The 22,341-nt window shown below is 70.9% G+C and carries 22 protein-coding genes; 13 read left to right on the plus strand and 9 right to left on the minus strand.

What is annotated here, in order from left to right; genetic code table 11:
• The first annotated feature begins 26 nt into the window (after window positions 1–26).
• The gene (locus IPK24_05345) at window positions 27–1,397 is read left to right on the plus strand and encodes an L-serine ammonia-lyase (protein MBK8074995.1); all 1,371 of its coding nucleotides are present in this window, start codon (window positions 27–29) and stop codon (window positions 1,395–1,397) included.
• Here IPK24_05345 and IPK24_05350 read toward each other — a convergent pair.
• Window positions 1,384–2,742, minus strand: a complete 1,359-nt coding sequence (locus tag IPK24_05350) for a DUF2510 domain-containing protein (GenBank protein ID MBK8074996.1) — start codon at window positions 2,740–2,742, stop codon at window positions 1,384–1,386. The two genes, IPK24_05345 and IPK24_05350, sit on opposite strands and share 14 nt — an antisense overlap.
• Window positions 2,743–3,121: 379 nt before the next feature.
• Here IPK24_05350 and IPK24_05355 point away from each other — a divergent pair, with 379 nt between their 5' ends.
• Together IPK24_05355 and IPK24_05360 are read left to right on the plus strand one after the other, a co-directional pair.
• Complete coding sequence (locus tag IPK24_05355) at window positions 3,122–3,853, plus strand: DUF4386 domain-containing protein (GenBank protein ID MBK8074997.1); 732 nt, start codon at window positions 3,122–3,124, stop codon at window positions 3,851–3,853.
• The gene (locus IPK24_05360; protein MBK8074998.1) at window positions 3,850–4,332 is read left to right on the plus strand and encodes a hypothetical protein; all 483 of its coding nucleotides are present in this window, start codon (window positions 3,850–3,852) and stop codon (window positions 4,330–4,332) included. Before IPK24_05355 ends, IPK24_05360 begins: the two co-directional genes overlap by 4 nt.
• A gap of 6 nt (window positions 4,333–4,338) precedes the next feature.
• Here IPK24_05360 and IPK24_05365 read toward each other — a convergent pair whose 3' ends face one another.
• The 4 genes from IPK24_05365 to IPK24_05380 form a co-directional block, all read right to left on the minus strand.
• A complete protein-coding gene (locus IPK24_05365) occupies window positions 4,339–5,445 on the minus strand; it encodes a fibronectin type III domain-containing protein (protein MBK8074999.1) in 1,107 nt (368 codons plus the stop codon).
• The gene (locus tag IPK24_05370; GenBank protein ID MBK8075000.1) at window positions 5,388–5,714 is read right to left on the minus strand and encodes a DUF2510 domain-containing protein; all 327 of its coding nucleotides are present in this window, start codon (window positions 5,712–5,714) and stop codon (window positions 5,388–5,390) included. Before IPK24_05370 ends, IPK24_05365 begins: the two co-directional genes overlap by 58 nt.
• A gap of 191 nt (window positions 5,715–5,905) precedes the next feature.
• Window positions 5,906–6,430: a GNAT family N-acetyltransferase gene (locus IPK24_05375; GenBank protein MBK8075001.1), complete on the minus strand. Its 525-nt coding sequence runs from the start codon at window positions 6,428–6,430 to the stop codon at window positions 5,906–5,908.
• Between the two features lie 83 nt (window positions 6,431–6,513).
• A complete protein-coding gene (locus IPK24_05380; GenBank protein ID MBK8075002.1) occupies window positions 6,514–6,900 on the minus strand; it encodes a DUF2237 domain-containing protein in 387 nt (128 codons plus the stop codon).
• 65 nt (window positions 6,901–6,965) lie between these two features.
• Between IPK24_05380 and IPK24_05385 the strand changes: the two genes are divergently transcribed.
• Both IPK24_05385 and IPK24_05390 read left to right on the plus strand, forming a co-directional pair.
• Window positions 6,966–7,334, plus strand: coding sequence for a winged helix-turn-helix transcriptional regulator (locus tag IPK24_05385; GenBank protein MBK8075003.1), 369 nt, complete (start codon window positions 6,966–6,968; stop codon window positions 7,332–7,334).
• The gene (locus IPK24_05390; GenBank protein MBK8075004.1) at window positions 7,331–7,816 is read left to right on the plus strand and encodes an SRPBCC domain-containing protein; all 486 of its coding nucleotides are present in this window, start codon (window positions 7,331–7,333) and stop codon (window positions 7,814–7,816) included. Before IPK24_05385 ends, IPK24_05390 begins: the two co-directional genes overlap by 4 nt.
• A gap of 31 nt (window positions 7,817–7,847) precedes the next feature.
• Here IPK24_05390 and IPK24_05395 read toward each other — a convergent pair whose 3' ends face one another.
• Together IPK24_05395 and IPK24_05400 are read right to left on the minus strand one after the other, a co-directional pair.
• Window positions 7,848–8,636, minus strand: coding sequence for a sporulation protein (locus IPK24_05395; protein MBK8075005.1), 789 nt, complete (start codon window positions 8,634–8,636; stop codon window positions 7,848–7,850).
• 136 nt (window positions 8,637–8,772) lie between these two features.
• Window positions 8,773–9,102 (minus strand): 2TM domain-containing protein, encoded by a 330-nt coding sequence (locus tag IPK24_05400; GenBank protein MBK8075006.1) that lies wholly within the window; start codon window positions 9,100–9,102, stop codon window positions 8,773–8,775.
• A 160-nt stretch (window positions 9,103–9,262) separates the two neighbouring features.
• Here IPK24_05400 and IPK24_05405 point away from each other — a divergent pair, with 160 nt between their 5' ends.
• Window positions 9,263–10,231, plus strand: coding sequence for a phosphotransferase (locus tag IPK24_05405; protein MBK8075007.1), 969 nt, complete (start codon window positions 9,263–9,265; stop codon window positions 10,229–10,231).
• A 42-nt stretch (window positions 10,232–10,273) separates the two neighbouring features.
• Window positions 10,274–11,494 (plus strand): SAM-dependent methyltransferase, encoded by a 1,221-nt coding sequence (locus tag IPK24_05410; GenBank protein MBK8075008.1) that lies wholly within the window; start codon window positions 10,274–10,276, stop codon window positions 11,492–11,494.
• Between the two features lie 968 nt (window positions 11,495–12,462).
• Here the strand turns inward: IPK24_05410 and IPK24_05415 are convergent.
• Together IPK24_05415 and IPK24_05420 are read right to left on the minus strand one after the other, a co-directional pair.
• Window positions 12,463–13,746 carry a hypothetical protein gene (locus IPK24_05415; GenBank protein ID MBK8075009.1) on the minus strand — a complete coding sequence of 428 codons (1,284 nt, stop codon included), beginning with the start codon at window positions 13,744–13,746 and terminating at the stop codon, window positions 12,463–12,465.
• A gap of 74 nt (window positions 13,747–13,820) precedes the next feature.
• A complete protein-coding gene (locus IPK24_05420) occupies window positions 13,821–14,948 on the minus strand; it encodes a phosphoserine transaminase (GenBank protein ID MBK8075010.1) in 1,128 nt (375 codons plus the stop codon).
• Window positions 14,949–15,146: 198 nt separating this feature from the next.
• Between IPK24_05420 and IPK24_05425 the strand changes: the two genes are divergently transcribed.
• The 6 genes from IPK24_05425 to IPK24_05450 all read left to right on the plus strand — a co-directional run bounded on the left by IPK24_05425 (window position 15,147) and on the right by IPK24_05450 (window position 22,277).
• Window positions 15,147–15,632, plus strand: coding sequence for an oxidoreductase (locus tag IPK24_05425; protein MBK8075011.1), 486 nt, complete (start codon window positions 15,147–15,149; stop codon window positions 15,630–15,632).
• A 61-nt stretch (window positions 15,633–15,693) separates the two neighbouring features.
• Window positions 15,694–17,661 (plus strand): hydrogenase 4 subunit B, encoded by a 1,968-nt coding sequence (locus tag IPK24_05430; GenBank protein ID MBK8075012.1) that lies wholly within the window; start codon window positions 15,694–15,696, stop codon window positions 17,659–17,661.
• Entirely contained in the window at window positions 17,658–18,614 is a 957-nt protein-coding gene (locus tag IPK24_05435) for an NADH-quinone oxidoreductase subunit H (GenBank protein MBK8075013.1), read from the plus strand. Before IPK24_05430 ends, IPK24_05435 begins: the two co-directional genes overlap by 4 nt.
• Window positions 18,611–19,270, plus strand: coding sequence for a hypothetical protein (locus IPK24_05440; GenBank protein ID MBK8075014.1), 660 nt, complete (start codon window positions 18,611–18,613; stop codon window positions 19,268–19,270). The genes IPK24_05435 and IPK24_05440 overlap by 4 nt, the downstream gene beginning before the upstream one ends.
• Entirely contained in the window at window positions 19,270–20,772 is a 1,503-nt protein-coding gene (locus tag IPK24_05445; GenBank protein ID MBK8075015.1) for a hydrogenase, read from the plus strand. Before IPK24_05440 ends, IPK24_05445 begins: the two co-directional genes overlap by 1 nt.
• On the plus strand, window positions 20,772–22,277 hold the full coding sequence (locus tag IPK24_05450; protein ID MBK8075016.1) for an NADH-quinone oxidoreductase subunit C: 1,506 nt from the start codon (window positions 20,772–20,774) through the stop codon (window positions 22,275–22,277). The genes IPK24_05445 and IPK24_05450 overlap by 1 nt, the downstream gene beginning before the upstream one ends.
• Window positions 22,278–22,341 lie beyond the last annotated feature (64 nt).

Genomic DNA, 22,341 nt, shown 5'->3' on the forward strand with positions numbered 1-22,341 from the left:
TCACCGGCCGACCGAAGTGAGCCCGCATGGCGATCAGCGTGTTCGACCTGTTCTCGATCGGCATCGGGCCGTCGAGCTCGCACACCGTCGGCCCGATGCGGGCGGCGCGGATGTTCACCGAACGCCTGGTCGCCGACGGCGTGCTGGACCGCGTGGCCGGGGTGCGGGCCGAGTTGTTCGGCTCGCTCGGAGCGACCGGGCACGGCCACGGCAGCGTGGGTGCCGTCGTCCTGGGTCTGATGGGTGAACTGCCCGAGAGCGTGGACGTCGACGCGGCGCCGGCTCTGGTCGGCACCGTGCGGGCCTCGGGGCTGCTGCGATTGCACGGCGGGCGCGAGGTGGCGTTCGACCTCGGTGAACACGTGGTGATGCACCGGCGCAAGACCCTTCCGTTGCACCCCAACGGAATGCGGTTCGCCGCCCTGGACGCCGCAGGGGCCGAGCTGGCCGCACGGATCTACTACTCGGTCGGTGGCGGTTTCGTCGCGGGGGAGGACGGCGCCGAGCCGGTGACGCCCGACACCACGCCGCTGCCGATGCCGTTCAGCACCGGCGACCGACTGCTGGAGCTGACCGTCGAACACGGCCTGTCGATCAGTGAGGTGATGCGCCGCAACGAGTTGGCCTGGCGCAGCGAGGACGAGATCCATGACGGGCTGCTCACCATCTGGCAGGTGATGCAGGCCTGCGTGCGGCGTGGCTGCGAGACCGACGGGGTGCTGCCTGGCGGGTTGAAGGTCGAGCGGCGGGCGCACGCCTTGTTCAACCAACTCACCGCCGAGGCCGGGCAGTGGCACGACCCGTTGCACGCCATGGACTGGGTGAACCTCTACGCGTTGGCGGTCAACGAGGAGAACGCCTCCGGCGGCCGGGTGGTGACCGCCCCGACGAACGGGGCCGCGGGGATCATCCCCGCGGTGTTGCACTACTACCGCAACTTCGTCCCCGGCTCGACCGAGGAGGGCGTGGTGCGGTTCCTGCTCACCGCGGGCGCGATCGGGGTGATCTACAAGACCACGGCCTCGATCTCGGGTGCCGAGGTGGGCTGTCAGGGTGAGGTCGGATCGGCCTGTTCCATGGCAGCCGCCGGGCTGGCCGAGGCGATGGGCGGCAGCCCCGCCCAGGTCGAGAACGCCGCCGAGATCGCCATGGAACACAACCTCGGACTGACCTGCGACCCGGTGGGGGGTCTGGTGCAGATCCCGTGCATCGAACGCAACGCGATGGCTGCCGTGAAGGCGATCAACGCCGTCCGGATGGCCTTGCGCGGCAACGGAACCCACATCGTCTCGCTCGACAACGTGGTGAAGACGATGCGCGAGACCGGCGCCGACATGAAGGTGAAGTACAAGGAGACCTCACGCGGCGGGCTCGCCGTCAACGTCATCGAATGCTGATCAGCTCCGGCTGCCAGGCGGTGCCGGCGAATCGGCCAGACCCTCGCTCTGGTTCACGTCGAAGGCTCACGGTCTGGTGCGGCGCCTCGCCGCTCCCGCCCGTGACCTGCGGGACAACCGTGAACACCACACTCTGCTCGGGGCAGTAGCGGTTCCCGATGGCCGTGTACGGCATGAGCACCGAGACCCGGGCCGACCAGTCGGCAGCCGCCCAGTAGCCCGGTGCCAGGTCCCCCTCGGTCACGGTCAGGGAGAAGGTCAGCGTGTCGGTGACGACCTTCTGGGCACAACTGCTCGCCGGGGTCTTCAGCGAGCCGGTGTACCTCGCGCCCCGGCGGGTCAGCTTCACCGTGAACGGCAGGTCGGTCAGTGTGCCGTCGACCGTGAGATCGCAGGAGCCGCCCGAGCAGGCGGGGCTGAAGCTCCAGGTCGCGGCGGTGGTCTGGCCGGTTCGCAACCGGGTGCCGTGATTCTCGGTGACCTTGATGCTCACGTCCCAGGCGCCGTCCAGCCGGGCGTCGGCCACGAGGCGATCGACGGTGTGCAGTTCGACCGGCGCCGACGGGTCGGAGCGCATCCCCTCGCGCACCGCCAGGACCGTGTAGTGCAGGTATCGGCCGGACGGGGCGGTCGTGTCGGTGTAGGACGTCGCGCTGCCCTCGATGGTGGCCAGATCGATGCCATCGCGCTGCACCACGTACTCGTCGGGCGGTCCGTCGATCGGCGGCTCCCAGCCGAACCGGGCCGACGTGGACGACGTGCCCACGTCGTGCAACTCGCTGGCCCCCCACGGTGGCGTCCGGACCACGAGCTCGGCCGAGGGTGCCGTACTGGTGCCGGACCGCACCGCGCGCACCGTGTAGTGATAGCCGGTCCGCGGTGACAGATCGCGGTCCTCGTACCGGGTCGTGTTCTCCAGCGTGGCCACGTCCTGACCGTCACGACTGAGCACGAACAGGTCGACGGGCGGGCCGGGCGGGGCCATCCAGGTCAGGTCGACCGTGTTCGAGCGGACCACGATGGCGGCCAGATCTCGCGGCCCGGGTTCCGGACGCAGCAGTGTCATCGTGGCGGCGGCCGCGCCCGAGAGCAGCAGCACGCCGACGATCACGGTGGTCGCGATCAATCGCCGTCGGGGCCGTCTGGTCGACCGGGGGACGACGGGTGGCAGCAGCTGTGGCAGCGGCGGCGGCTGCGGCGGCAGGGGCGGTGGAGTGGCGGCCTGGGCGTCCTGCATCCCCTCGGAGACGGTCGAGGTCCAGGCGTGGCCGTCCCAATAGCGGTAGCGGTGCGCACCCGAGGGGTCCGGGTACCACCCTGCCTCCGCCGACGGGGAATCCAGCACGCGTCTCGTCGCCCTCTCTGACGTCGTCCGCAGCTACGTCGGCGTCAGGCGGGGCGACATTGAGCCGCCGATGATCGATGCCGGGCCGGGCCTACCGGATCAGCCACGGCGATCACGTGCGGGGCACGCGGGTCCTGGTCTCGTGAGCCTCACGCCGGACGTCGCCGACATCTGGCCGCCGATATCCGGCTGTCTCAGCTGCGTGTCGGTTGCGTGAGAGGCAGACGCCCTCCGTGCAGGTCAACGGTTCCCACCATCGCCGAGGACCTTCGCCGACTTCTGTTCGCTGGCTCAGCGGTATAAACAGGAGATCTCGGAGCCGGCCGCCGATGGCCGCGAGGGGACCGGGATCACGATGTCCTTCGAGATCACCCACCGTGTGAGCCCTGTCAGGATCGCCAGAACCACTGGCGCCTTCTACCTGTCGTTCATGGTGCTGTCGGTCCTCGCCAATGCTCTGGGCGATATCGGCCTCGGCGACACGTCGCAGGTCCATGCCGCGATCTCCTCCGATCCGGGAAGGTTTCGGATCGCGCTGGTGTGCGCGTTTGCGTCGACGTTCCTGTTCCTGATGGCCGCCTGGGGCCTCTACGTACTTCTGAGCCCGGTGAACCGGGAGCTCGCTCTGCTCTTCCTGGTGCTCAATGCGGTCGGCGTGGCGGTCCAGTGCGCGAGCATGCTCGGCCTGGTGTCAGCCCTCTTCCTGGGTGACCCGGTCAGCGGATCTGCTGCCTTCCCCCAGGACCAGGTCGACGCCTTGGCGCGCGGCGAGATCGACGTGTACCGCACGGGCTTCGTCATCGCGCAGCTCTTCTTCGGAACGTGGCTGTTCCCGCTCGGCTACCTGGTCTGGAGGTCGGGGTTCCTGCCTCGTCTCCTGGGCGTCCTGCTCGTGCTGGACGGTGTGGCCGAGATGGTCTGGTTCCTGCAGGGCCTGCTGATGCCGACCCATCCCGGGATCAAGGCGCCGGGGACGGTCGTGAGCCTGCTCGCCGAGGTCGGCCTGACCCTCTGGCTCCTCGTGCGAGGTGTGGCAACGTCCGCCCCGGGAGTCCAGAGGCCGCGCCGTCCCGAGGTCGTCGATGCCGGTGACCAGGGAGCGTCCACATGACCGAGACGCTCTCGCCGCATCGCCGCAGCATGCGCGGTCCCGTGCTCAGACTGTCGCTCGGGGGAGGGCTGGCGTTCTGGTTCGCGAACCTGGCGATCTCGCTGACCCCCATCGCGGCCGACTACCGGGCAGCCCTGTCGATCTCCTACGTGCCGATGCTGCTCGAGGCGCTGCTGGGTGGGCTGCTCATCGCGTTCGGTGTGGGGTACTGCCTGATTCGCGGCTACGGCAGCATCCCGGGGCGAAGTCCGGTTCTGAAGTCCGTCCTGCTGAGTCTGCTCGCGCTGATCCTCGTGACGCTGCTCCTGGAGGTGCCCGCCAAGTTCCTCACGCCGATGCCTCACGCCGTGCGGTACTTCCTCATCGGCTTGGCCTTCAACACGGTGAGGCTGCTCGCGCTCAGCCTCGTCGTCGGTGGATTGTTCGACCGGGTGGCTGAAGCCCGACGACCTGGTGAGCCCCGGGACGTGGCCGGATGACGGCCTCTAGGTCGTGGTCGTGGTGCCGGCGGTGGGGGCACCGTCCGGGGTGACCGTGAAGACGGCACTCTGCCTGGGGCAGTAGTAGTTACCGACGACGGTGTACGGGATCGACATCGTCAGCGTGCCGGTCCACTTCTGGGCCGACCACTGATCGGCGTTCATCTCGCCGGAGGTGACCGTGAGCGCCAGCGTGAGCGTGTTCGCGACCTTCTTGCCCCGGCAGGCGGCGACGTTGGCCTTGGTCGAGCCGCGGTAGACCGCGCCCTTGCGGGTCAACGGCATGCTGATCTGGGCGTTGGCGAAGGTCCCGGTGAGCCGCGCCGGGCAGGCGCCGGAGGCACAGGCCGGGGTGAAGGTCCACGAATCGCTGGTGCTGTCACCGAGCTTCAGCGTGGTGCCGTTGTTCTTGGTCACCTCGGAGAGCACCTCCCAGCTGCCCGACAGCCGCGCCAGGGCGACGGCGGGCAGGGGCGCGGTGACCGTCACGGTGACGGGCTCGGCGCGCTGGCCGCCCACGACGGCGATGACCGCATACGTGACCTCACGCCCGGGTGCCGGGTGGGCATCGGTGTAGGTGGCCTCGCCGCCGGCGACGGTGCCCAGCTCGACCTCGTCCCGGGTGATCACGAACTGATCGGGTGCGCCGGCCCGCGGGGCGGTCCACCCCAGCTTCACGGCCGCGAACGTGACCTGCTGGGCGGACAGGTCCCGGGCGCCCTCGGGCAGGGTCTTGACCTCGAAGGCGGACGTCGCGCGCGACGTGTGTCCGTCGGTCACGGCCCGGATCTCGTAGCGGTAGGTGCGACCGGGCTCGAGTCCGTTGTCCAGGAACTGCGGCTCGCGAACGTCCGGGCCGATCTCCGTGCCGTCGCGAGTCACCCGGTAGTGGTCCGGTGCGGTGGTGGATTCCGGCGGGGCCGACCACGACAGACGCACCGAGTCGCTGGTCACCTCGCTGCTGGCCAGGCCGGTCGGAGCCGGCCCGGACGGCGCCCGGACGACGAACACCGCCCCGACGGTGAGCACCACCGCGACGGCGGCCGCGGCGAGGATCAACCAGAGCCGGCGGCGTCCTCGGGCGGACCCGGGGGTGGCCGGCACGGAGGCCATGGGCAGCATGGGGGGCACCGGAGGCCCCGGTGACACGGGAGGGCCGGGTGACACAGGGGTCCGGGTGGAACGGGGTGCCCGGGTGGGATGGGAGGTCCGGGGAGCACGGGAGGTCCGGGCGGCACGGCAGGTCCGGGCGGCATGGCCTGCTGGCTCAGCTCCTGGTCGGAGACCCCTGCTGTCCAGGCGAGCCCGTCCCAGTAGCGGAACCGGTGAGCGCCCGACGGGTCGCGATACCAGCCCGGTGGCGGCGCCTGCGGCACGGTCATGCCATCCCTCCCCACCTCACCGGCGTCCCCCGATGGTGGGCCGGTGCAGGTGACCCCATCTTTGGCGAGGGTCGGGGGGCTTGGGAAGCGCTGTCGCGTGATCTCCCTCGGTCGGACGCCGAACCTGCGGACGTCGGCGCCCCCTCGGGCCGCACCCGGGCCGCTCTCGGGGCCGCACTCAGGCCGCTCTCTCAGGCCGAAGCGTCACGGTCGGCGCGGTAGACCACGTGAGGGCGCACGACGTGGTGTTGGGGCACGTGGGGATGCTCGAACACGGCGTGGCGGCGCATCCCGAGGCGACGCATGACGGCCTGGGACGGCTGGTTGAGAATCGCCGTCATCGACCACAGCTGGGTCAACCCGATCTCGCCGAACGCCAGGTCCCGGACGGCGCGTGCCGCCTCGGTGGCGTAGCCGCGGTGCCAGGCGTGGGCCGCCAGGCGCCACCCGATCTCGATCCCGCCGGCACCCGGGACGCCCGGCGGCATCGGGGCCAGCCCGGTGAACCCGATGAAGCCGTGCGCGCCGTCCGGGTCGCGGGCCTCGACCGCCCACAGCCCGAAACCTCGTTCGTCGAAGTGATTCTCGATGCGATCGATCAGGGCGTCGCTGGCGGCTCGATCCAGCGGTTCCGGGAAGAACCGCATCACCGCGGGGTCGGCGTTGAGCGCCGCGAACGGTTCCCGGTCGAGTTCCTGCCACCGGCGCAACACCAGCCTCGGCGTCGTCAACCGATCGAAGCGCCCGGCACCGTCCCCGTTCGGGCTCGGGCTCGGATACGGATTCGGACCCGGTGGGGTCACAGTGAGCTGGGGTCTGCCGGGACGTCCACGGCGTAGTGCCGCAAGGTGTCCAGCGGCACGATCTGGAGCACCGCCTCGTTGGTCGAGGCCAGGACGACCGGCGCCGCCGCGCCGTCCGCATGGGCTCGTGCCCAGTTGACCGCGGTGACGCACCAGCGGTCGCCGGGGGTCAGGCCGGGAAAGTCGAACTGGGGCATCGGGGTGCCGAGATCGTTGCCGATCTCGCGCTGGTGGGCCAGGAACTCGGTGGTGACGACCGCGCAGATGGTGTGACTGCCGCGGTCCTGCGGGCCGGTGGTGCAGCACCCGTCGCGGTAGAAACCGGTCATCGGCTCGGTTCCACAGGGTTCGAGCGGCTCGCCCAGAACGTTGCGCTGCGTCATGCGGCCATCCTTGCGCACCGATGACGACGTGCACCCGCACGCTGGTCGCGCTAACGTACAACTTGATGGTTGTAGATCAGGGGACGACGGAGCGAGCCGACCGACTCTTCGCGGCGCTCGCCGATGGCACGCGTCGCGAGATCGTGGCACTGACGCTGATCGGTGACCATTCGGTGTCGCAGCTCGCCCGGCGCTTTCCGATGAGCTTCGCCGCCGTCCAGAAACATGTTGCTGTTCTGGAAAGAGCCGGTCTGATCGTGAAGCAACGGCAGGGTCGCGAACAGCGGGTTCGGGGTAACCCCCACGCGCTGGACGAGGTCCGCGCCGCCCTCGACCAGCTCGAAGCCCTGTGGCGGCAACGCCTCGACCGCATCGGCGACCTGGTCGCCGATCCCCACCACGCCGATCCCGACCCTTCAGGAGCATCCCGATGACCGTGATCAGTGTCGACAAGAACCTCGACGCCCACACCATGACGATCACCGCGCAGTACCCCGCCCCCGTCGACCGGGTCTGGCAGGTCTGGGCCGATCCGCGCCTGCTCGAGCGGTGGTGGGGTCCGCCCATGTACCCGGCGACGGTGGTCGATCACGACCTGACCCCGGGCGGCCGGATCAGCTACTTCATGACCAGCCCCGAGGGCGAGAAGTACCACGGCTGGTGGCGCATCGTCGCGGTCGCCGCCCCGACCGGTCTGGAGTTCGAGGACGGGTTCGCCGACGACCAGGGTCGCGAGAACCCGGAGCTGCCGGTCACGCGCACCAGGGTTCGTCTGGAGCCGCTGGGCGAGGGCACCACCCAGATGGTCATCGAGAGCCGTTTCGCCGACGCCGCCGCCATGCAGCAGTTGCTGTCCATGGGCGTGGAGGAGGGCCTGTCCGCCGCGCTCGGTCAGATCGACGCCCTGCTGGCCTGAGCAGAGATCACCCTCGCGCCGATGCCGTGGCTCAGAAGAACAAACCGCGGCGTTGCGCCGACTGCTGCAGCCAGCCGTCGAGCTCGCGGGCCCAGTCGGTCTGCTGGGCCGCGGTGTAGTCGACGGTGAACCGGCCGAAGGCGTCGTGCCCCTCGGTGAACAGACCGCCGCGCTTGTCGACCTCGAGGATCACCTGCAGCGCTGCCGGGGTGGCGATGAACGTGAGTTCCAGTTCGTTGAAGGCGCGGGCGTACTGCGGCGCGGGGTAGAACTCGATCTCCTGGTAGAACGGCAACATCTGCTGAGCACCGTAAATGCGACCGCGTTCGAGGTCGGCCCGTTTGAACCGGAACCCCAGGCGGGACAGGCCGTCCAGGATGCGCTCCTGGGCAGCCACCGGGTGGATCGCCACCGGGTCGAGATCGCCCTTGTCGAGGGCACGGGCCACCTCGAGGTCGGTGCGCAGCCCCATCACCATGCCGTGCAGCGGCTGGCCGTACACATGGGTGATGGGGGTCTCGATCGGGACGGCGAACCGGAACGGCACGTCCCGCTTCTCACCCGCGCCGAGGGTGAACCGGCCGGTGATCGGGGTGCGGGCGATCTCCTGGTCGGTGGACCACTCGCTGTCGCCGCTCTCGACCTCCACCCGGGTGAGCAACCCGAGGGCGAGGTAGTCGATCTCCACGGCGTGATCCCCACCGACGATGTGCACCACGCCGTCCAGCGTGCCGCCGGGGTAGGCATTGGGGTTGCCGAGCACGGTGTCGAGCGTGGGGCCACCGACGCCCAGAGCCCGCATCATCCGCTTGAAGACCACTGCCCACCTCTTTCCCGGCCTCGCCCCACGGCGAGTTCACCGATACCTGCTGACAGGGAGCCCGGCGGGGCTTCCCGCCGTCCCGACTCGGACGCCCGTCCTGGTGACGAATCCGGGCTGCCACCGGTTCCCTGCCTCAGTTACCGGCGATGCGCCGCATCTCCTGGCGGATGTTCTCCTCGTTGACCTCGTCCCCGCGGTAGGCCTGCCAGGCATGGGAGCCCAGACCGATACCCCAGCCGAACATGGGGTAGATGAACCACGGGTACCAGACACCGGAGCGCACGCCGGTGACCAGCCAGATCACCACGAGCAACAGGTTCACCAGCAGATAGACCACCAAGTGGGAGCGGAACGCGGCCCGCTTGCGCAGGTTCGTCACCGCCTGGGCACGCAACCGCTCCTCGACCGACCATTCGCCGTTGGGCTCGATGGGTCCGGGTGTGCCGTAGACGGGGTGGTTCACGGCGGGCCTCCAAGGGGTCACGACTGATCGCCGTTCCATCCTTGCGGCTCGCCTGCACCCGAACAACCTCGGCTCGGTCCCGGCTCCAGGCCGACCCCGAGGTGGCGGGTGATGACCGGATTCATGGGCATTTGCGGAATTCGCATGGCAGGCTGACGTGGTGATCACACCGTGGCCGCACGACGGGGTACTCACCTGGGCCACCGACGCCCTGGCCGATCGGGGGTGCCGGCTGATCGCCGATCCGGTCGTCGTCCGGGCGCACCCGTGGGCCACCACGCTGATGGTGATGGTAGCGCCAGGGTTGGACGGGCCTGGCCCGGATCGGCTGTGGGTCAAGGCGGCATCGCCGCCGTTCGCCTACGAGATGCGGCTGCTGGCAGTGCTGTCGGCACTCGCCCCGCAGGCCATGCCGGCCGTGATCGACCTCGCCCCCGAGCAGGGTTTCGCGTTGCTCGCCGACGGCGGGCCGACGATCGAGGGTGATCCCACGGTCGAGACCTGGACCCAGATGCTGGTGCGCTATGCCGAGGTGCAGCGCCTGCTCGCGGACCACCCGGAAACCCTTCTCACCGCGGGACTTCCGGATCTGCGTCCGACTCGGGCCGCCGAGGCACTGGCCGAGCTGACCCGTTGGGGCGACGTGTTGGCCGTGGGCGAGCCGTACGGCCTGACCCAGCGCGAGGCGGACGACGTCCGTGCCCTGCTGCCGGCGGTGCACGCGGTCGCCGCCCGCCTCGAGACGGCGGGCATGCCGGCCACGGTGCAGCACGACGACCTGCAGCCGAGCAACGTACTCGGCAACGGCCGGCTGATCGACTGGGGCGATGCGAGCCTGGCCCACCCGTTCGCCAGCCTGCGTACCGCATTGGGCGCCGGCATGGAACGCCCCGGCACACCGGTCGAACGCGGGCAGATGCGCGATGCCTACCTGACGGCCTTCGTGGATCGGTCGCTCACCCCGACCGAGCTCGCCGAGTTGCGCGAGCAGGCCCGGCTGGCCGGTCTGCTCGCCCCCGCCGGGCGGATCCTCACCTGGTTGCGGGTGCCCGGTGCGCTCGAGGTCTACCCCGATGCGGTGACCATCTGGTGGCGGCGCGTGCTGGCCTCGGACTGGCGCGTCGAGTGATCCACGCGGCCCGGGGGTCGCGCGATGGGTCACGATGGGGTCGTGCCCGAACCTTTGGACGACGCGCTCGCCGCGCTGCGCCCCGCGCTGTGTGACCTGGACACCCTGGTGCGTGCGGTCGCGGCTGGACGACGTCGCGCCATGCATCCGGAGCACGTGCGGGCCGAGTTGCGTCCGGTCGATCTGAAGGCCGGCCGTCACCTCCAGGTCACCACTACGGACGGGCGTTCGCCGCTGACCCGCAACCACGGCCAGGGTGAACCTGCAGCGGCCGCGGTCGACGCCCTGCTGGCCCAGCCGTTCGGCACCTGGTTCGTCGAGACCCTCGACCAGGTGATCCAGCTGCGGGTCACCAAGCGGGGTGAGGCGCAGGTGCACACCGCGCGGACGTCCCGGCGCGACGTCGTCCCCGAGATCGCCCGGCACGACCGGGTCAGGCAACGGCTGCTCGACCCGGGTGATCCGCTGTTCGACGCCCTCGGGGCGGACGCCGACAAGCGTCGCCAGGTCGAGGCCTTTCTGCGGCAGCTCGAGCCGATGGTCGCGCGGGCGGTGGGTCCGGCTCGGGCGGCCGGCCGGGCGCTGCACGTGGTGGATCTCGGCTGTGGCAACGCCTACCTGACCTTTGCGGCCCATCGCTACCTCACCGTGCGCTTGGCCGGCGACGGGGTGGCCGTTCATACCGTCGGCATCGACCTGCGCCCGGACATGGTGGAGCGCAATGCCCACCTGGCCGAGCAGCTCGGCCTGGACGGCTTGGCCTTCGCCGTCGGGGCGATCGCGGACGCCGACCCCGGTCTGGGTGCGGTCGACCTGGTGCTGGCGCTGCATGCCTGTGACACCGCGACGGACGACGCGCTGGCCCGCGCCGTCCGCTGGGGTGCTGCCGTGGCCCTGGCCGCCCCGTGCTGCCACCACGACATCCAGCGCCAGGTGCAGGCCAACCGCCGGGCCGGGGGCGAGGTGCCGGCCCCGTACCAGGCGGTGTACCGGCACCGGATCCTCGGACAGCGCTTCGCCGACGTGCTCACCGATGCGTTGCGCGCCGATGTGTTGCGGCTGTATGGATACGAGGTCGACGTGGTCGAGTTCGTCGACTCCCGCCACACGCCCCGCAATGCGCTGCTGCGGGTGGCACGCGGAGCTCACCGGGATCCCGACGAGGCGAGCGCGTCGGTGCGGGCCGAGCTGGACCAGCTCACCGAGGCCTGGTCGGTCACTCCTCGCCTGGCCGACTTGCTGGCCGAACGAGGCGATCGTTGAAGAAGTCCGACCCCTTGGGGCGCAACCGGATACACGGATGGGCGATCGTGGTGGCGATGGCCGGCCTGCCGGTGTTGGCCGATCCGAGCCCGCCGCCGGTGGATCAGCCACCTCGGCCGCAACCCGCGGCCGTTGCCGACCGTCGGCTCCCGTCGGTCGTCCCGGAGAGTTCCGGTCTGGCGCTCTCGCCCTCCCACCCGGGGATCATCTGGACCCACAACGACTCCGACAACCCGGCGGTGGTCTTCGCCCTCGACCGCCGCGGGGCCGTTGCCGCGCAGGTGGGCGTGCGCGGAGTACCCGCCCGTGACTGGGAGGCGATCGCCGCCTGGCGCGATGCCCGTGGCCGGGCCTTCCTGGCCATCGCCGACATCGGGGACAATCGGGCCGAGCGGACGAGTGTCGAGATCGACGTCCTGGCCGAGCCGGCGTTGCGTTCGGCCTCGGTGACACCCGTGCGCCGGATCCAGCTGCGCTACCCCGATGGGCTGGCCGCGGACGCCGAAGCGCTACTGGTCGATCCGCGCTCCTCGCGGATGTATCTCGTCACCAAGGGTCTGCTGCGATCGCGGATCTTCGCCGTGCCGGAGGCCGCCTGGCCCGCGGACACCCCAGACCCCGTGGTCTCGGCCGAGCTTCAGCCGCTCGGGGCGGTGGGCCTGCAGTTGGTGACCGACGGCAGCGCGCTCACCTCGGGGCACGTCCTGTTGCGGACGTACGGCAGTCTGATGCTGCTCGCCCCGCTGGACACCGGGGTGAACCCGCTCGCCACCGTGGCGCTGCCGATGCAGCCGCAGGGCGAGGGATTGGCCGCCTCGGGCACGGTGATCTACCTGAGCAGCGAGGGTGAGCGCACCGACATCGTGCGGATGCCCGTGCCGGAGTCCTTTCGGCGCGAGCTCACGGCGCCGACACCGGCGCCCGCCGCACCGAGTGCGCCGGCCGAATCGGTCGCCGCGACACCCGATTCAGACCCTGGCCCCGGCAGCGGTCTCGGCCTCGGTGTCGAGCTCGGCCTGCTCGGTGTGCTGCTCGTCGTCCTGGTCGTCGTCGGCGGCCTCGCCCGACGACTCGGGCGCAGCCGAGGCGACTGAGGCCGGGGCCGGTTCGGACGTCGCCTCGTCGTCCTCGATCACTGTCTGCTCGACGGGGGCGCTCTGCGCGGGAACCCGTGCGGCGGCGGTGGACGGAATCGGAGGTCTGCCGGACGCCTCGATCGGTTCCTCCTCGATCGATTCCGCCTCGATCGGTTCGGTACCGAGCGGTGCGGTACCGAGCGGCTCGGTCGCGGCGATCGCCCGGTCGGGCGCTGGCGACGTTCTGGTCGAGGTTCGCAGCCCGAGCCAGAGCAATCCGGCTCCCGTGGCCACGACGATGCCGGCGAGCATCAGGGCAGTGCCGAGAGGAAAGCCCGGCTCGTTCGACGAGAGGACGTCGACGCGCCAGGCGTTGACGGTCACTGCCGACTTCACCCGATCGGCGTCCCGGCCGGCGTCGCCCGTGATCGGCCGTTCGCGCGGCAACCACTGGGTGGTCAGATCCAGGTTCGACGAGGGTTCAGGCGTCGTGGTGGCGTCCAGCATCACCGTGCCGGTCGCCGGGTCGATCACCCGGGCCCGTATCCCCGCCGGGATGGCTGCGGCCCACCGGGTGCGCACGGCCTCCAACGGGGTCTCGACGTGAATCACCCCGACGATCGCGCCGGCCGCGGCGACCGGGGCCGAGGTCGAGGTGACCCAGATGCGGCTGTCGGGCGAGACATAGGCCGTGTGCCGATGGATACCTCCCACGCGGACGGCCAGGCTGGGTGAGAACCAGGCGGCCTGGGACGGGGACGTCGCCAGTGCCTTGGCGCTCAGGGCACGACGGCCGATCAGCCGGGCTCGCTCGATGCCCTTGACGTCGAGGAGGCACATCTCGCCGGCCATCTCCGGGTCGAGCGCTCGCGCCTGTGCCAGGGCTCGTGTGGCCGTGGCCATCGGCCCCGAGCCCAGGGGCTGCGCCAGCAGCTGCTGTACCGGGGCCTGCGCCGCGGCCAGTCGTAGCTGGGCCGCGGGGACGTCGAGGATCCGGTTGAGTTCGCCGGCAAGACGTTCCGCGACGACGCGGGTGTCGGCCAGATCCTGCGAACGGGCTTCGCGTCGCGCATGGTCGAGTGCGATTCCGCTGACCACCAGCAGCGGCGGCAGGGCCACGCCGAACAGGGCGACGAGACGGGTGAGGCTGCGACGGGGGGAGTGGGCTTCGAGCACGCTGCCCTATCGGCGCCCGCTCGGCGCAGCTTGAACGCGTGATCCACATCCGGGCCCGATCCCGGGAGGGTGGATCAGCCGATGCGCTCCACCACATGGTCGATGCACCGGGTCAGGGCCTCGACGTCGTCGGGCTCGACCGCCGGGAACATGGCCACGCGCAGCTGGTTCTGGCCCAGCTTGCGATACGGCTCGACGTCGACGATTCCGTTGGCGCGCAACACCTTTGCCACGGCGGCCGCGTCGACCTGGGCGGCGTCCAGATTGATCGTGCCGACCACCTGGCTGCGTGCCGACGGCTCGGTCACGAACGGGGTGGCGTAGGGCGAACGCTCCGCCCAGCCGTACAGCCGGCTCGAGGAATCAGCCGTTCTGCCGGTGGCCCAGGCCATGCCGCCGTGGCCGTTCAGCCACTCCACCTGGTCGGCCAGCAGCGCCAGCGTGGCCACGGCAGGGGTGTTGTAGGTCTGGTCCTTGCGCGAGTTGTCGATCGCGGTGGGAAGGTCGAAGAAGTCCGGGATCCACCGCCCCGACGCCGCGATCTGCGCCACCCGGTCGAGCGCGGCGGGGGAGAAGAGCGCCAGCCACAGCCCACCGTCGGCGGCGAACGACTTCTGCGGGGCGAAGTAGTAGACGTCGCTCTGGCCGACATCCACCGGCAGCCCCCCGGCGCCCGAGGTGGCATCGATCAGCACCAGGGCGCCGTCCTCGCCGTCCGGACGGGTGCCGGCGACCCGGGTCACCGGGGCCATCACGCCGGTCGAGGTCTCGTTGTGTGCCCAGGCGTAGACGTCGATGCCCGCCTCGGCGACCGGTGAGGGCAGGGAGCCCGGCGTGGCCGAGATCACGCTCGGCTCGTCCAGGAAGGGCGCCCGGGCGGTGACCTTGGCGAACTTGCCACTGAACTCACCGAACACCAGGTGCTGGCTGCGCCGGCGCACCAGGCCGAACGCCGCGATGTCCCAGAAACAGGTGGCACCACCGTTGCCCAACACGACCTCGTAGCCGTCGGGCAGACCGAAGAAATCGGCCAACCCCTCGCGAGTGCGTCTCACCAGGTTCTTCACCGGTGCCTGGCGGTGCGAGGTACCCATGACCGTGCGTCCCAGCGCGGCGAGGTTCTCGATCTGCTCGGGGCGCACCTTGCTCGGGCCGGACCCGAAGCGTCCGTCGGCGGGCAGCAGGTCGGCGGGGATGGTGATCGTCGTGGGGTCGGTGCTCGTCGTGGTCACGCGGTCATCTTCTCGCACCCTCCTGCGCTGCCACGAACCCGGTGCGGGATTCACCGTGCGGTGCAGGTCTCACCTGATACGTTCCGCGAGCCGACCTATGGGACTTTCGGCCCTCGGACGCACGCCGGGAGGAGGAGCCGTGCAGCAGCGATTCGGCACCACCTCGGCATGAGCGCCCTCAACCTCGCCCGCCTGATGCGTCGCGTCGGCCGGATCGCCGAGCCCACGCCGGCCGCCCTGGCCGAACCGGTGGGACCGGCGGAACTGCGGGGCAGTGTGCAGATCCGGCACGTCGATGCCGGCTCCTGCAACGGCTGCGAGATCGAGGTCGGGGCGGCCTTCGGCCCGGTCTACGACGCCGAGCGCTACGGCGCGCGGTTGGTCGCCTCGCCTCGGCACGCCGACGCCGTCCTGGTGACCGGCGTGGTGACCCGCAACATGGCCGAGCCGTTGGCCCGCACGGTCGAGGCCACGCCGACCCCGCGGGTGGTGCTGGCGGTCGGTGACTGCGCCGTCGACTGTGGCCTGTTCGCCCGGGCCCATGGCGTGGTCGGCGCGGTCGACGCCGTGGTCGATGTCGACCTGACGGTGCGCGGCTGCCCACCCGAACCGAGCGAGATCGTGGCCGCGTTGCGCCGGGTGACAGGGCGATGAGCGCACCGTGAACCTCGTCGATGTCGGGCTGCGGCTGCAGGTGGCCCTGGCCCTCGTGGCGATGGTGGCTGGTCTGCTCGCTCCCGCACCGCACCGCTCGCGCCTGACCGGGGCGGTCACCGCGGTGACGGCCACCGTCGGACTGGTCACCGGCATCGCCGCGATGGCCGGCACCACCGGGGCACTGACCCTGCCGGCGTCGCTACCGCTGGGTGAGCTGGTCTTCGCCCCGGATCGACTCGGTGGCCTGTTCATGGCCGTCGCCGGCGGGGTGGGGATGCTCGCCTCGGTCTTCGGCATCGGGTATGCCCACGGCCCGGCCGCCTCGGCCACGGCATGGACGGCGTTCGCCGCCTTCCTGCCCGCGGTGCAGTTGGTCCCGGCGGCGGCCGACGTGATGTCGTTCCTGCTGGTCTGGGAGGCGATGGCCATCGCCTCCACGGTGCTGCTGCTGGCCGACCACGCTCACCGCCCCGAGGTGCTGTCCGCGACCCGGTGGTATGCGGTGATGACCCACCTCGGCTTCCTCTGTCTGGTGGGTGGGTTCGCCGTCCTCGCCACGGCCCGCGAGAGCACCTCTCTGGCGAGTATCGCCGGGGCCGATGCCGGATCGACAGCGGGTCGGGTGGCCCTGGTGCTGCTGACCGTCGGCTTCGCGGCCAAGGCCGGCCTGGTGCCGGTCCACGTCTGGTTGCCCCGGGCGCACCCCGAGGCGCCGAGTCATGTCTCCGCGGTGATGAGCGCGGCCATGGTCGCCACCGGCATCTACGGCCTGGTGCTGATCGCCGTCCGGCTGGTGCCGGCCGCCCCGCAGTGGTGGGGGATCGTGCTGGTTGCCCTCGGCATCGCCTCGGCCGTGCACGGCATCCTGCAGGCCTCGGTGGCCACCGATCTGAAGCGGCTGCTCGGCTACTCCACCACCGAGAACAGCGGATTGATGACCATCGCGCTCGGCGCCTCGGTGTTGCTGCACGCCGAGGGTGAGCCAGGCGCGGGGGACGTCGCCCTCGTCGCCTGCCTGCTGCTCGTGGTCAGCCATGCAGCCTTCAAGACCACGCTGTTCCTCGGCGCCGGATCAGTGGTGCACGCCACCGGAGAACGCGATCTGGACCGGCTCGGCGGCCTGTGGCGGTCGATGCCGTGGACCGGTTCGGCCATGGCGCTGGCCGGCCTCGGTGCGGCGGCGCTGCCGGTCACGGCGGGATTCGTCAGCGAGTGGGTGCTTCTGCAGGCGATCATTCACGGCGGTCCCCAGCAGGGGCTGCAGCCGGGGGCGGACCCGTCCCGGGTCGTCGCGGTGATGCTGCCGCTGGCGTTGGCCGCCGTGGCGCTCACGGCCGGCCTGGCGCTGCTCACCTTCGTCAAGGCGGTCGGGGTGGCCTTCCTGGCTCGACCCCGCAGTGCGGCGGCGCGTGATGCCCGGGAGGGAACGCCGTCCATGATCGCCGCCATGGTGGCCGGCGCCCTGGTGCTGGTGGGGCTGGGGTTCTTCGCCGGCCCGCTCGCGGTGGCCGTTGCGGCCAGCGTCGGGGCCGAGGGCATCGTGGCCACCCCGACGGCGGGCATCCTGCTCACCGGGTTCGGCGCCAGCATCGAACCGGTGCGGCTGTCCGGGGCCGTGGTGGTGATCACCACAGCGGTGGCCGGGCTGGCCTGGGTCCTCGAGCGGCGTCAGGCCCGGCGCCGGACGGCGCTGCCATGGGGCTGTGGCGGGGTGCGGCTCAGCCCGCGGATGCAGTACACCGCGACCTCCTACGCCGAGCCGTTGGTCCGCGTGTTCGCCGAGGAGCTGCGTCCCAGCCGCGATGTCGCGGTGACCCACACCGATGAGTCGCGGTTCGTCGTGGCACGGGTGGAGTTTCGCCAACAGCTCGGCGACCCTGTCGAACCCCTGCTCTACCGGCCCGTGCAGCGTGGGATGAACCGGCTGGCAGAGCGCGCCCGGGGGATTCAGAACGGCAGCATCCACCGCTATCTCACGTACTCGTTCGTGGCCTTGGTCGCGGTGCTGGCGGCGGTGTCGCGATGAGCACGTGGCTGAGCTCGGTGGCCTCGGTGCTGTTTCAGCTCGTGGTGACGATCGCCATTGCGCCGGTGGTGGTCGGCATCACGCGCCAGGCGCGGGCCCGGCTCGAGGGGCGGGCCGGTGGCGGCCTGTTGCAGCCATGGCGGGATCTGCGCAAATGGCTTCTGAAACAACCGGTTCAGGCCGAAGGAACCAGCCTGCTGCAGGTGGCGGCGCCGGTGGTGCTGCTCTCGACCAGCCTCATGGTGTGCGCCCAGATCCCGCTGGTCGGCTCGGTCGCCCTGCCCGGTCTGCCGGGCGACCTGTTCGTGGTGGTCTCGGTGTTGCTGGTGGGCACCATCGCGTTGGCGGTGCTCGGTCTCGACTCCGGGACCGCCTTCGGGGGTATGGGGTCCAGCCGGCACATGATGATCGCGGCTCTGGTCGAGCCGACGGTGCTGGTGGCCGTGTTCGCCGTGTCGATCCCGGCCGGCAGTTCGGCGCTGTCGTCGATCATGAACCACCGGCTCGCCGCGCCGTCGTCCATCGTCTCGCCGGCGAGCCTGATGGCGGTGGTGGCGTTGGCGATCGCGGTGCTCGCCGAGACCGGCCGGTTGCCGATCGACAACCCGGCCACCCACTTGGAGCTGACCATGGTGCACGAGGCCATGCTGCTCGAGTCGTCCGGCCGCGACCTGGCCTGGGCCGAACTCGGGTCGTGGCTGCGCTTGTCCGCGTTGCTCGGGCTGGTGGCGAATCTGCTGGTGCCCTGGGGGTTGGCCACCACCGCCTCGGTCGGGGCGTTGCTGGTCGGTGCACTCGCGTTGGTGGTCAAGCTGTGCCTGGCCGCTGCCGCCCTGGGCGCGGGCGAGGTGTTCGTGGCCAAGGTGCGGCTCTTCCGGGTGCCCGAACTGCTGGCCGGATCCTTCGTCCTGGCCTTCCTGGCCGTGACCACGTCGTATCTGGTGGCCGCATGAGCGGCGAGCTGTACTCCCAGTTGATCGGTGCCGCCGCGGGCACCCTGCTGCTGTCGGCGGTGATGGTGGTGTGGCGTCGCTCGCTGAGTGTCGACCTGCGGCTGTTGGCCGTGCAGGGCGTGGCGCTGGGGGTGTTGGTGGCGGTGATGGCGCTGCACGAGGGTGATCCGTTGCTGCTGCTGGTGGCCCTCATGGTGCTGGTGCTCAAGGCCGTCGTACTGCCGGTTGCCCTCGCTCGCGGCATGGCCGCCACCCAGGCCGACCATGAGCGGGCACCGTTGCTGAATCCCACGGCGTCGTTGTTGGCGTGTGTCGGCCTGGCCGGACTGGCCTACGTGGTCAGCGCGCCCCTGGCCAGCTCGGGCGATGACCCGGCACTGCGGGCGGTACCCATCGGGGTGACGTTGGTGCTGATCGGATTGCTCACGTTGACCACCCGGCGCCGCGCGATGTCGCAACTGATCGGCTTCGTGATGATGGACAACGGCATTGCCACGGTCGCCCTGTTGACCGCGGGGGGTGTGCCGCTCGTGGTCGAGCTGGGGGTCTCGCTCGATGTGCTGCTGGTGGTGCTGATCCTGCTGGTGCTCACCTCGCGGATGCAGGCGGCGTTCGGCGGCACCGATCTCGACGAGCTGAAGGAGTTGCACGACTGATGGCCGCCGTGCTGCTCCTGGCCCTGCTGGTGCCGGCCGCCACGGCGGGCGCCGCAGCACTCGGCCGCTGGCCGGTGGTGACCCGGTTCGCCGGCGTGATCGCCAGCGCCGGCGCGCTCGGGTGCGGCCTGGCGTTGATCGCCTGGACCGCCGGGGCCGCCACGGGTGGGCAACGGTCGGTGCAGCCGGTGGCCGTCGTGGCCCTGGCTGGTCTGCTGCGGGCCGATGCCCTGTCGGCGTTCATGCTCACGGTGATCGGGGCGGTCGGACTCACCGCCACCTGGGCCGGGCTGAGCGCGGACGACGCCCCGCGGGAACGGTCGTACTCGACGCTGATCGCCTTGTTCCTGAGCGCGATGTCGCTGGCCGTGTTGGCCGACAACCTCGGCGTGCTCTGGGTCGCGGTCGAGTTCACCACCATCGCCACCGCCTTCCTGGTGGGTCATCACCGCACCCGCGGCTCGATCGAGGCCGCCTGGAAGTACGTCATGCTCGGCTCGGTCGGCATCGCCATCGCCTTTCTCGGCATCGTGCTGCTCTATGCCGCCACCCGGGCCAACGGCAGCCCCACGCTGTCCTGGCTCGAGCTGAGTGCCGGCCCGGCCGGGCTGGACGTCGACCTGGTGCGTGCGGCGACAGCCCTCGCCGTCCTGGGATTCGCCACCAAGGCCGGACTCGCGCCGATGCACAGCTGGCTGCCGGACGCCCACAGCCAGGCGCCGGCGCCGGTGTCGGGACTGATGTCGGGCGTGCTGCTCGCCGTGGCGTTCTACGCCATCCTGCGGATCCGGGTCATCGCGGATGCCGTGATCGGTCCGGGGTTCATGCGGGGCCTGCTCACGGTGGGGGCGCTGGCCTCGCTGGCCGTCGCCGCCCTGTTGATCCTGCGACAGCGGGACTACAAGCGCATGCTGGCCTACTCGAGCATCGAACACATGGGCCTGCTCGCCCTGGGTGCTGCCGTCGGCGGGCCGCTGGCCACGGCGGCGGTGCTGTTGCACGTGCTGGGGCACGGGCTCACCAAGGCCGTGGTGTTCGTGCTCTCGGGCCGAATCCTGGCGGTGACGGGGTCGACCCGGATCGACGCGGTGCGTGGCCTGCTGCAGACCCGGCCCCGGATCGCCGTCCCCTTCCTGGCCGGCATGGCTGCGCTGCTGGGTTTCCCGCCGTTCTCGCTGTTCTTCTCCGAGGTGGGCATCCTGCTGGCGGCGTGGCGGGCGGGCATGTCCCTGGTGACCGGGGCGGTGTTGGTGTTGTTGTTGGTGGTGTTCGTCGGGCTGGTGCAGGCGGTGGTGGCGATGACGCTGGGGCCGGCCCCTGATGCGACCGAAACCGCTGCGACCGAAGCCGCCGCGGCAGAGGATGTCTCGAGCCATGGCAGCGGCGTGGGGCCTCGTGCTCCGATCGCCATCGCGCTCGGGGTGTGTGTCCTGGCAGGGATCGCGTTCGACCCCACCGATGGGGCCATCGCCCGTGCCGTGGCGGCCCTGGTGGGTGGCTGATGGGCGCCGCCGTGACCCGTCCGGTGCTGCGCTCGGACCTGGTGGCCGCGGCCGACGCGCTGCTGCGGGCCGGTCATCGGCTCGCGGCGATCACCGGTCACCACGATGACACCGGGCTCCGCGTGGCGTACACGTTCACCCGGGCGGGGCACGTCGAGGAGCTGGTGGTCTCGATGCCGCTGGACGATGCCCGGGTGCCCTCGATCGCCGCGCTGTCCTACCCGGCCGGCCGGTTCGAGCGCGAGGTGCACGACATGTTCGGCATCGAGCCGGTCGGGCATCCGCTGCCGCAGCGCCTGGTCCTGCACGGGCACTGGCCGCAGGGCTGGCACCCGATGCGGCACGACGAGCCGGTGCCGCCCGACTTCACCGAGGACGTCGGGTCGTTCCCGTTTCTCGAGGTCGAGGGCACCGGGGTCTACGAGATCCCGGTCGGTCCGGTGCACGCCGGCCTGATCGAACCCGGGCACTTCCGGTTCTCGGTCGTCGGCGAGACCATCCTGCGCATGAAGGCGCGGCTGTGGTTCGTGCACCGCGGCGTCGAGAAGCTGTTCGAGGGCGAGCCGGTGGAGGCCGCGATCCCGCTGGCCGAGCGGATCAGCGGTGACACCGCGGTCGGGCATGCTCTGGCCCTGCTCACCGCGATCGAGGACGCCGCGGGTCTGACGGTGGACGACGAGGCGCGTCGGGTGCGTGCCGTGCTGCTCGAACTCGAGCGGATGTACAACCACGTCGCCGACCTGGGGGCGCTGGCCACCGACGTCGGGTTCGGCATCGCCGGGGTGCATGCCCAGCGGCTGCGGGAGCGGTTGCTGCGGCTCAACCGCACGATCACCGGGCACCGGCTGCTGCGTGGTGGGCTGTTCCTGGGTGGTGCGCGGCTGCTCGCCCTGCCGTCGGTCGCCGAGATCGCCTCCGTCGCAAGCGAGATCGAACAGCTGGCCGACGTCACCCTGGGGCAGACGGTGGTGCTCGACCGGTTCACCGCCACGGCGGTGCTGACCCGTGAGCAGGCCGAACAGTTGGGCACCCTGGGCTGTGTGGCCCGGGCCAGTGGGCTGGACGCCGATGCCCGGCGCGACCACCCGATCGCCGACCTCGGGCCACGGTTCGAGGTGGTCACCGAGCACGGTGGTGATGTGCTGGCGCGCTACCGGGTGCGGCGACGCGAGGCCGCGGTGAGCGCCGCAGTGATCACCGATCTGCTGGGTGAGCTCGCGTCGTCCGGGTCGGGTGCGTCGGCGGGCGGGCCGCAGGCCGTTCCCGCCGTGGCCGAGCGCCTCGGTCCACCCCGCTCGGGGGTGGGACTGGTCGAGGGTTGGCGCGGCACGATCTGTCACCGGGTCGAGCTGCGGCCCGACGGTCGGTTGAGCCGGGTGCGGATCGTGGACCCCTCGTTCCTGAACTGGCCCGCCCTCCCGGTCGCCCTGGCCGACACGATCGTTCCCGACTTCCCGTTGGCCAACAAGAGCTTCAACCAGTCCTACGCCGGCAACGACCTCTGACCGCGGTGATCAGGCAATCCGTGCACATCGATATATCTTTGTGCACGGATTGCATGATCACGGG

The sequence above is a fragment of the Kineosporiaceae bacterium genome (assembly GCA_016713225.1).
GTDB lineage: Bacteria > Actinomycetota > Actinomycetes > Actinomycetales > Kineosporiaceae > JADJPO01.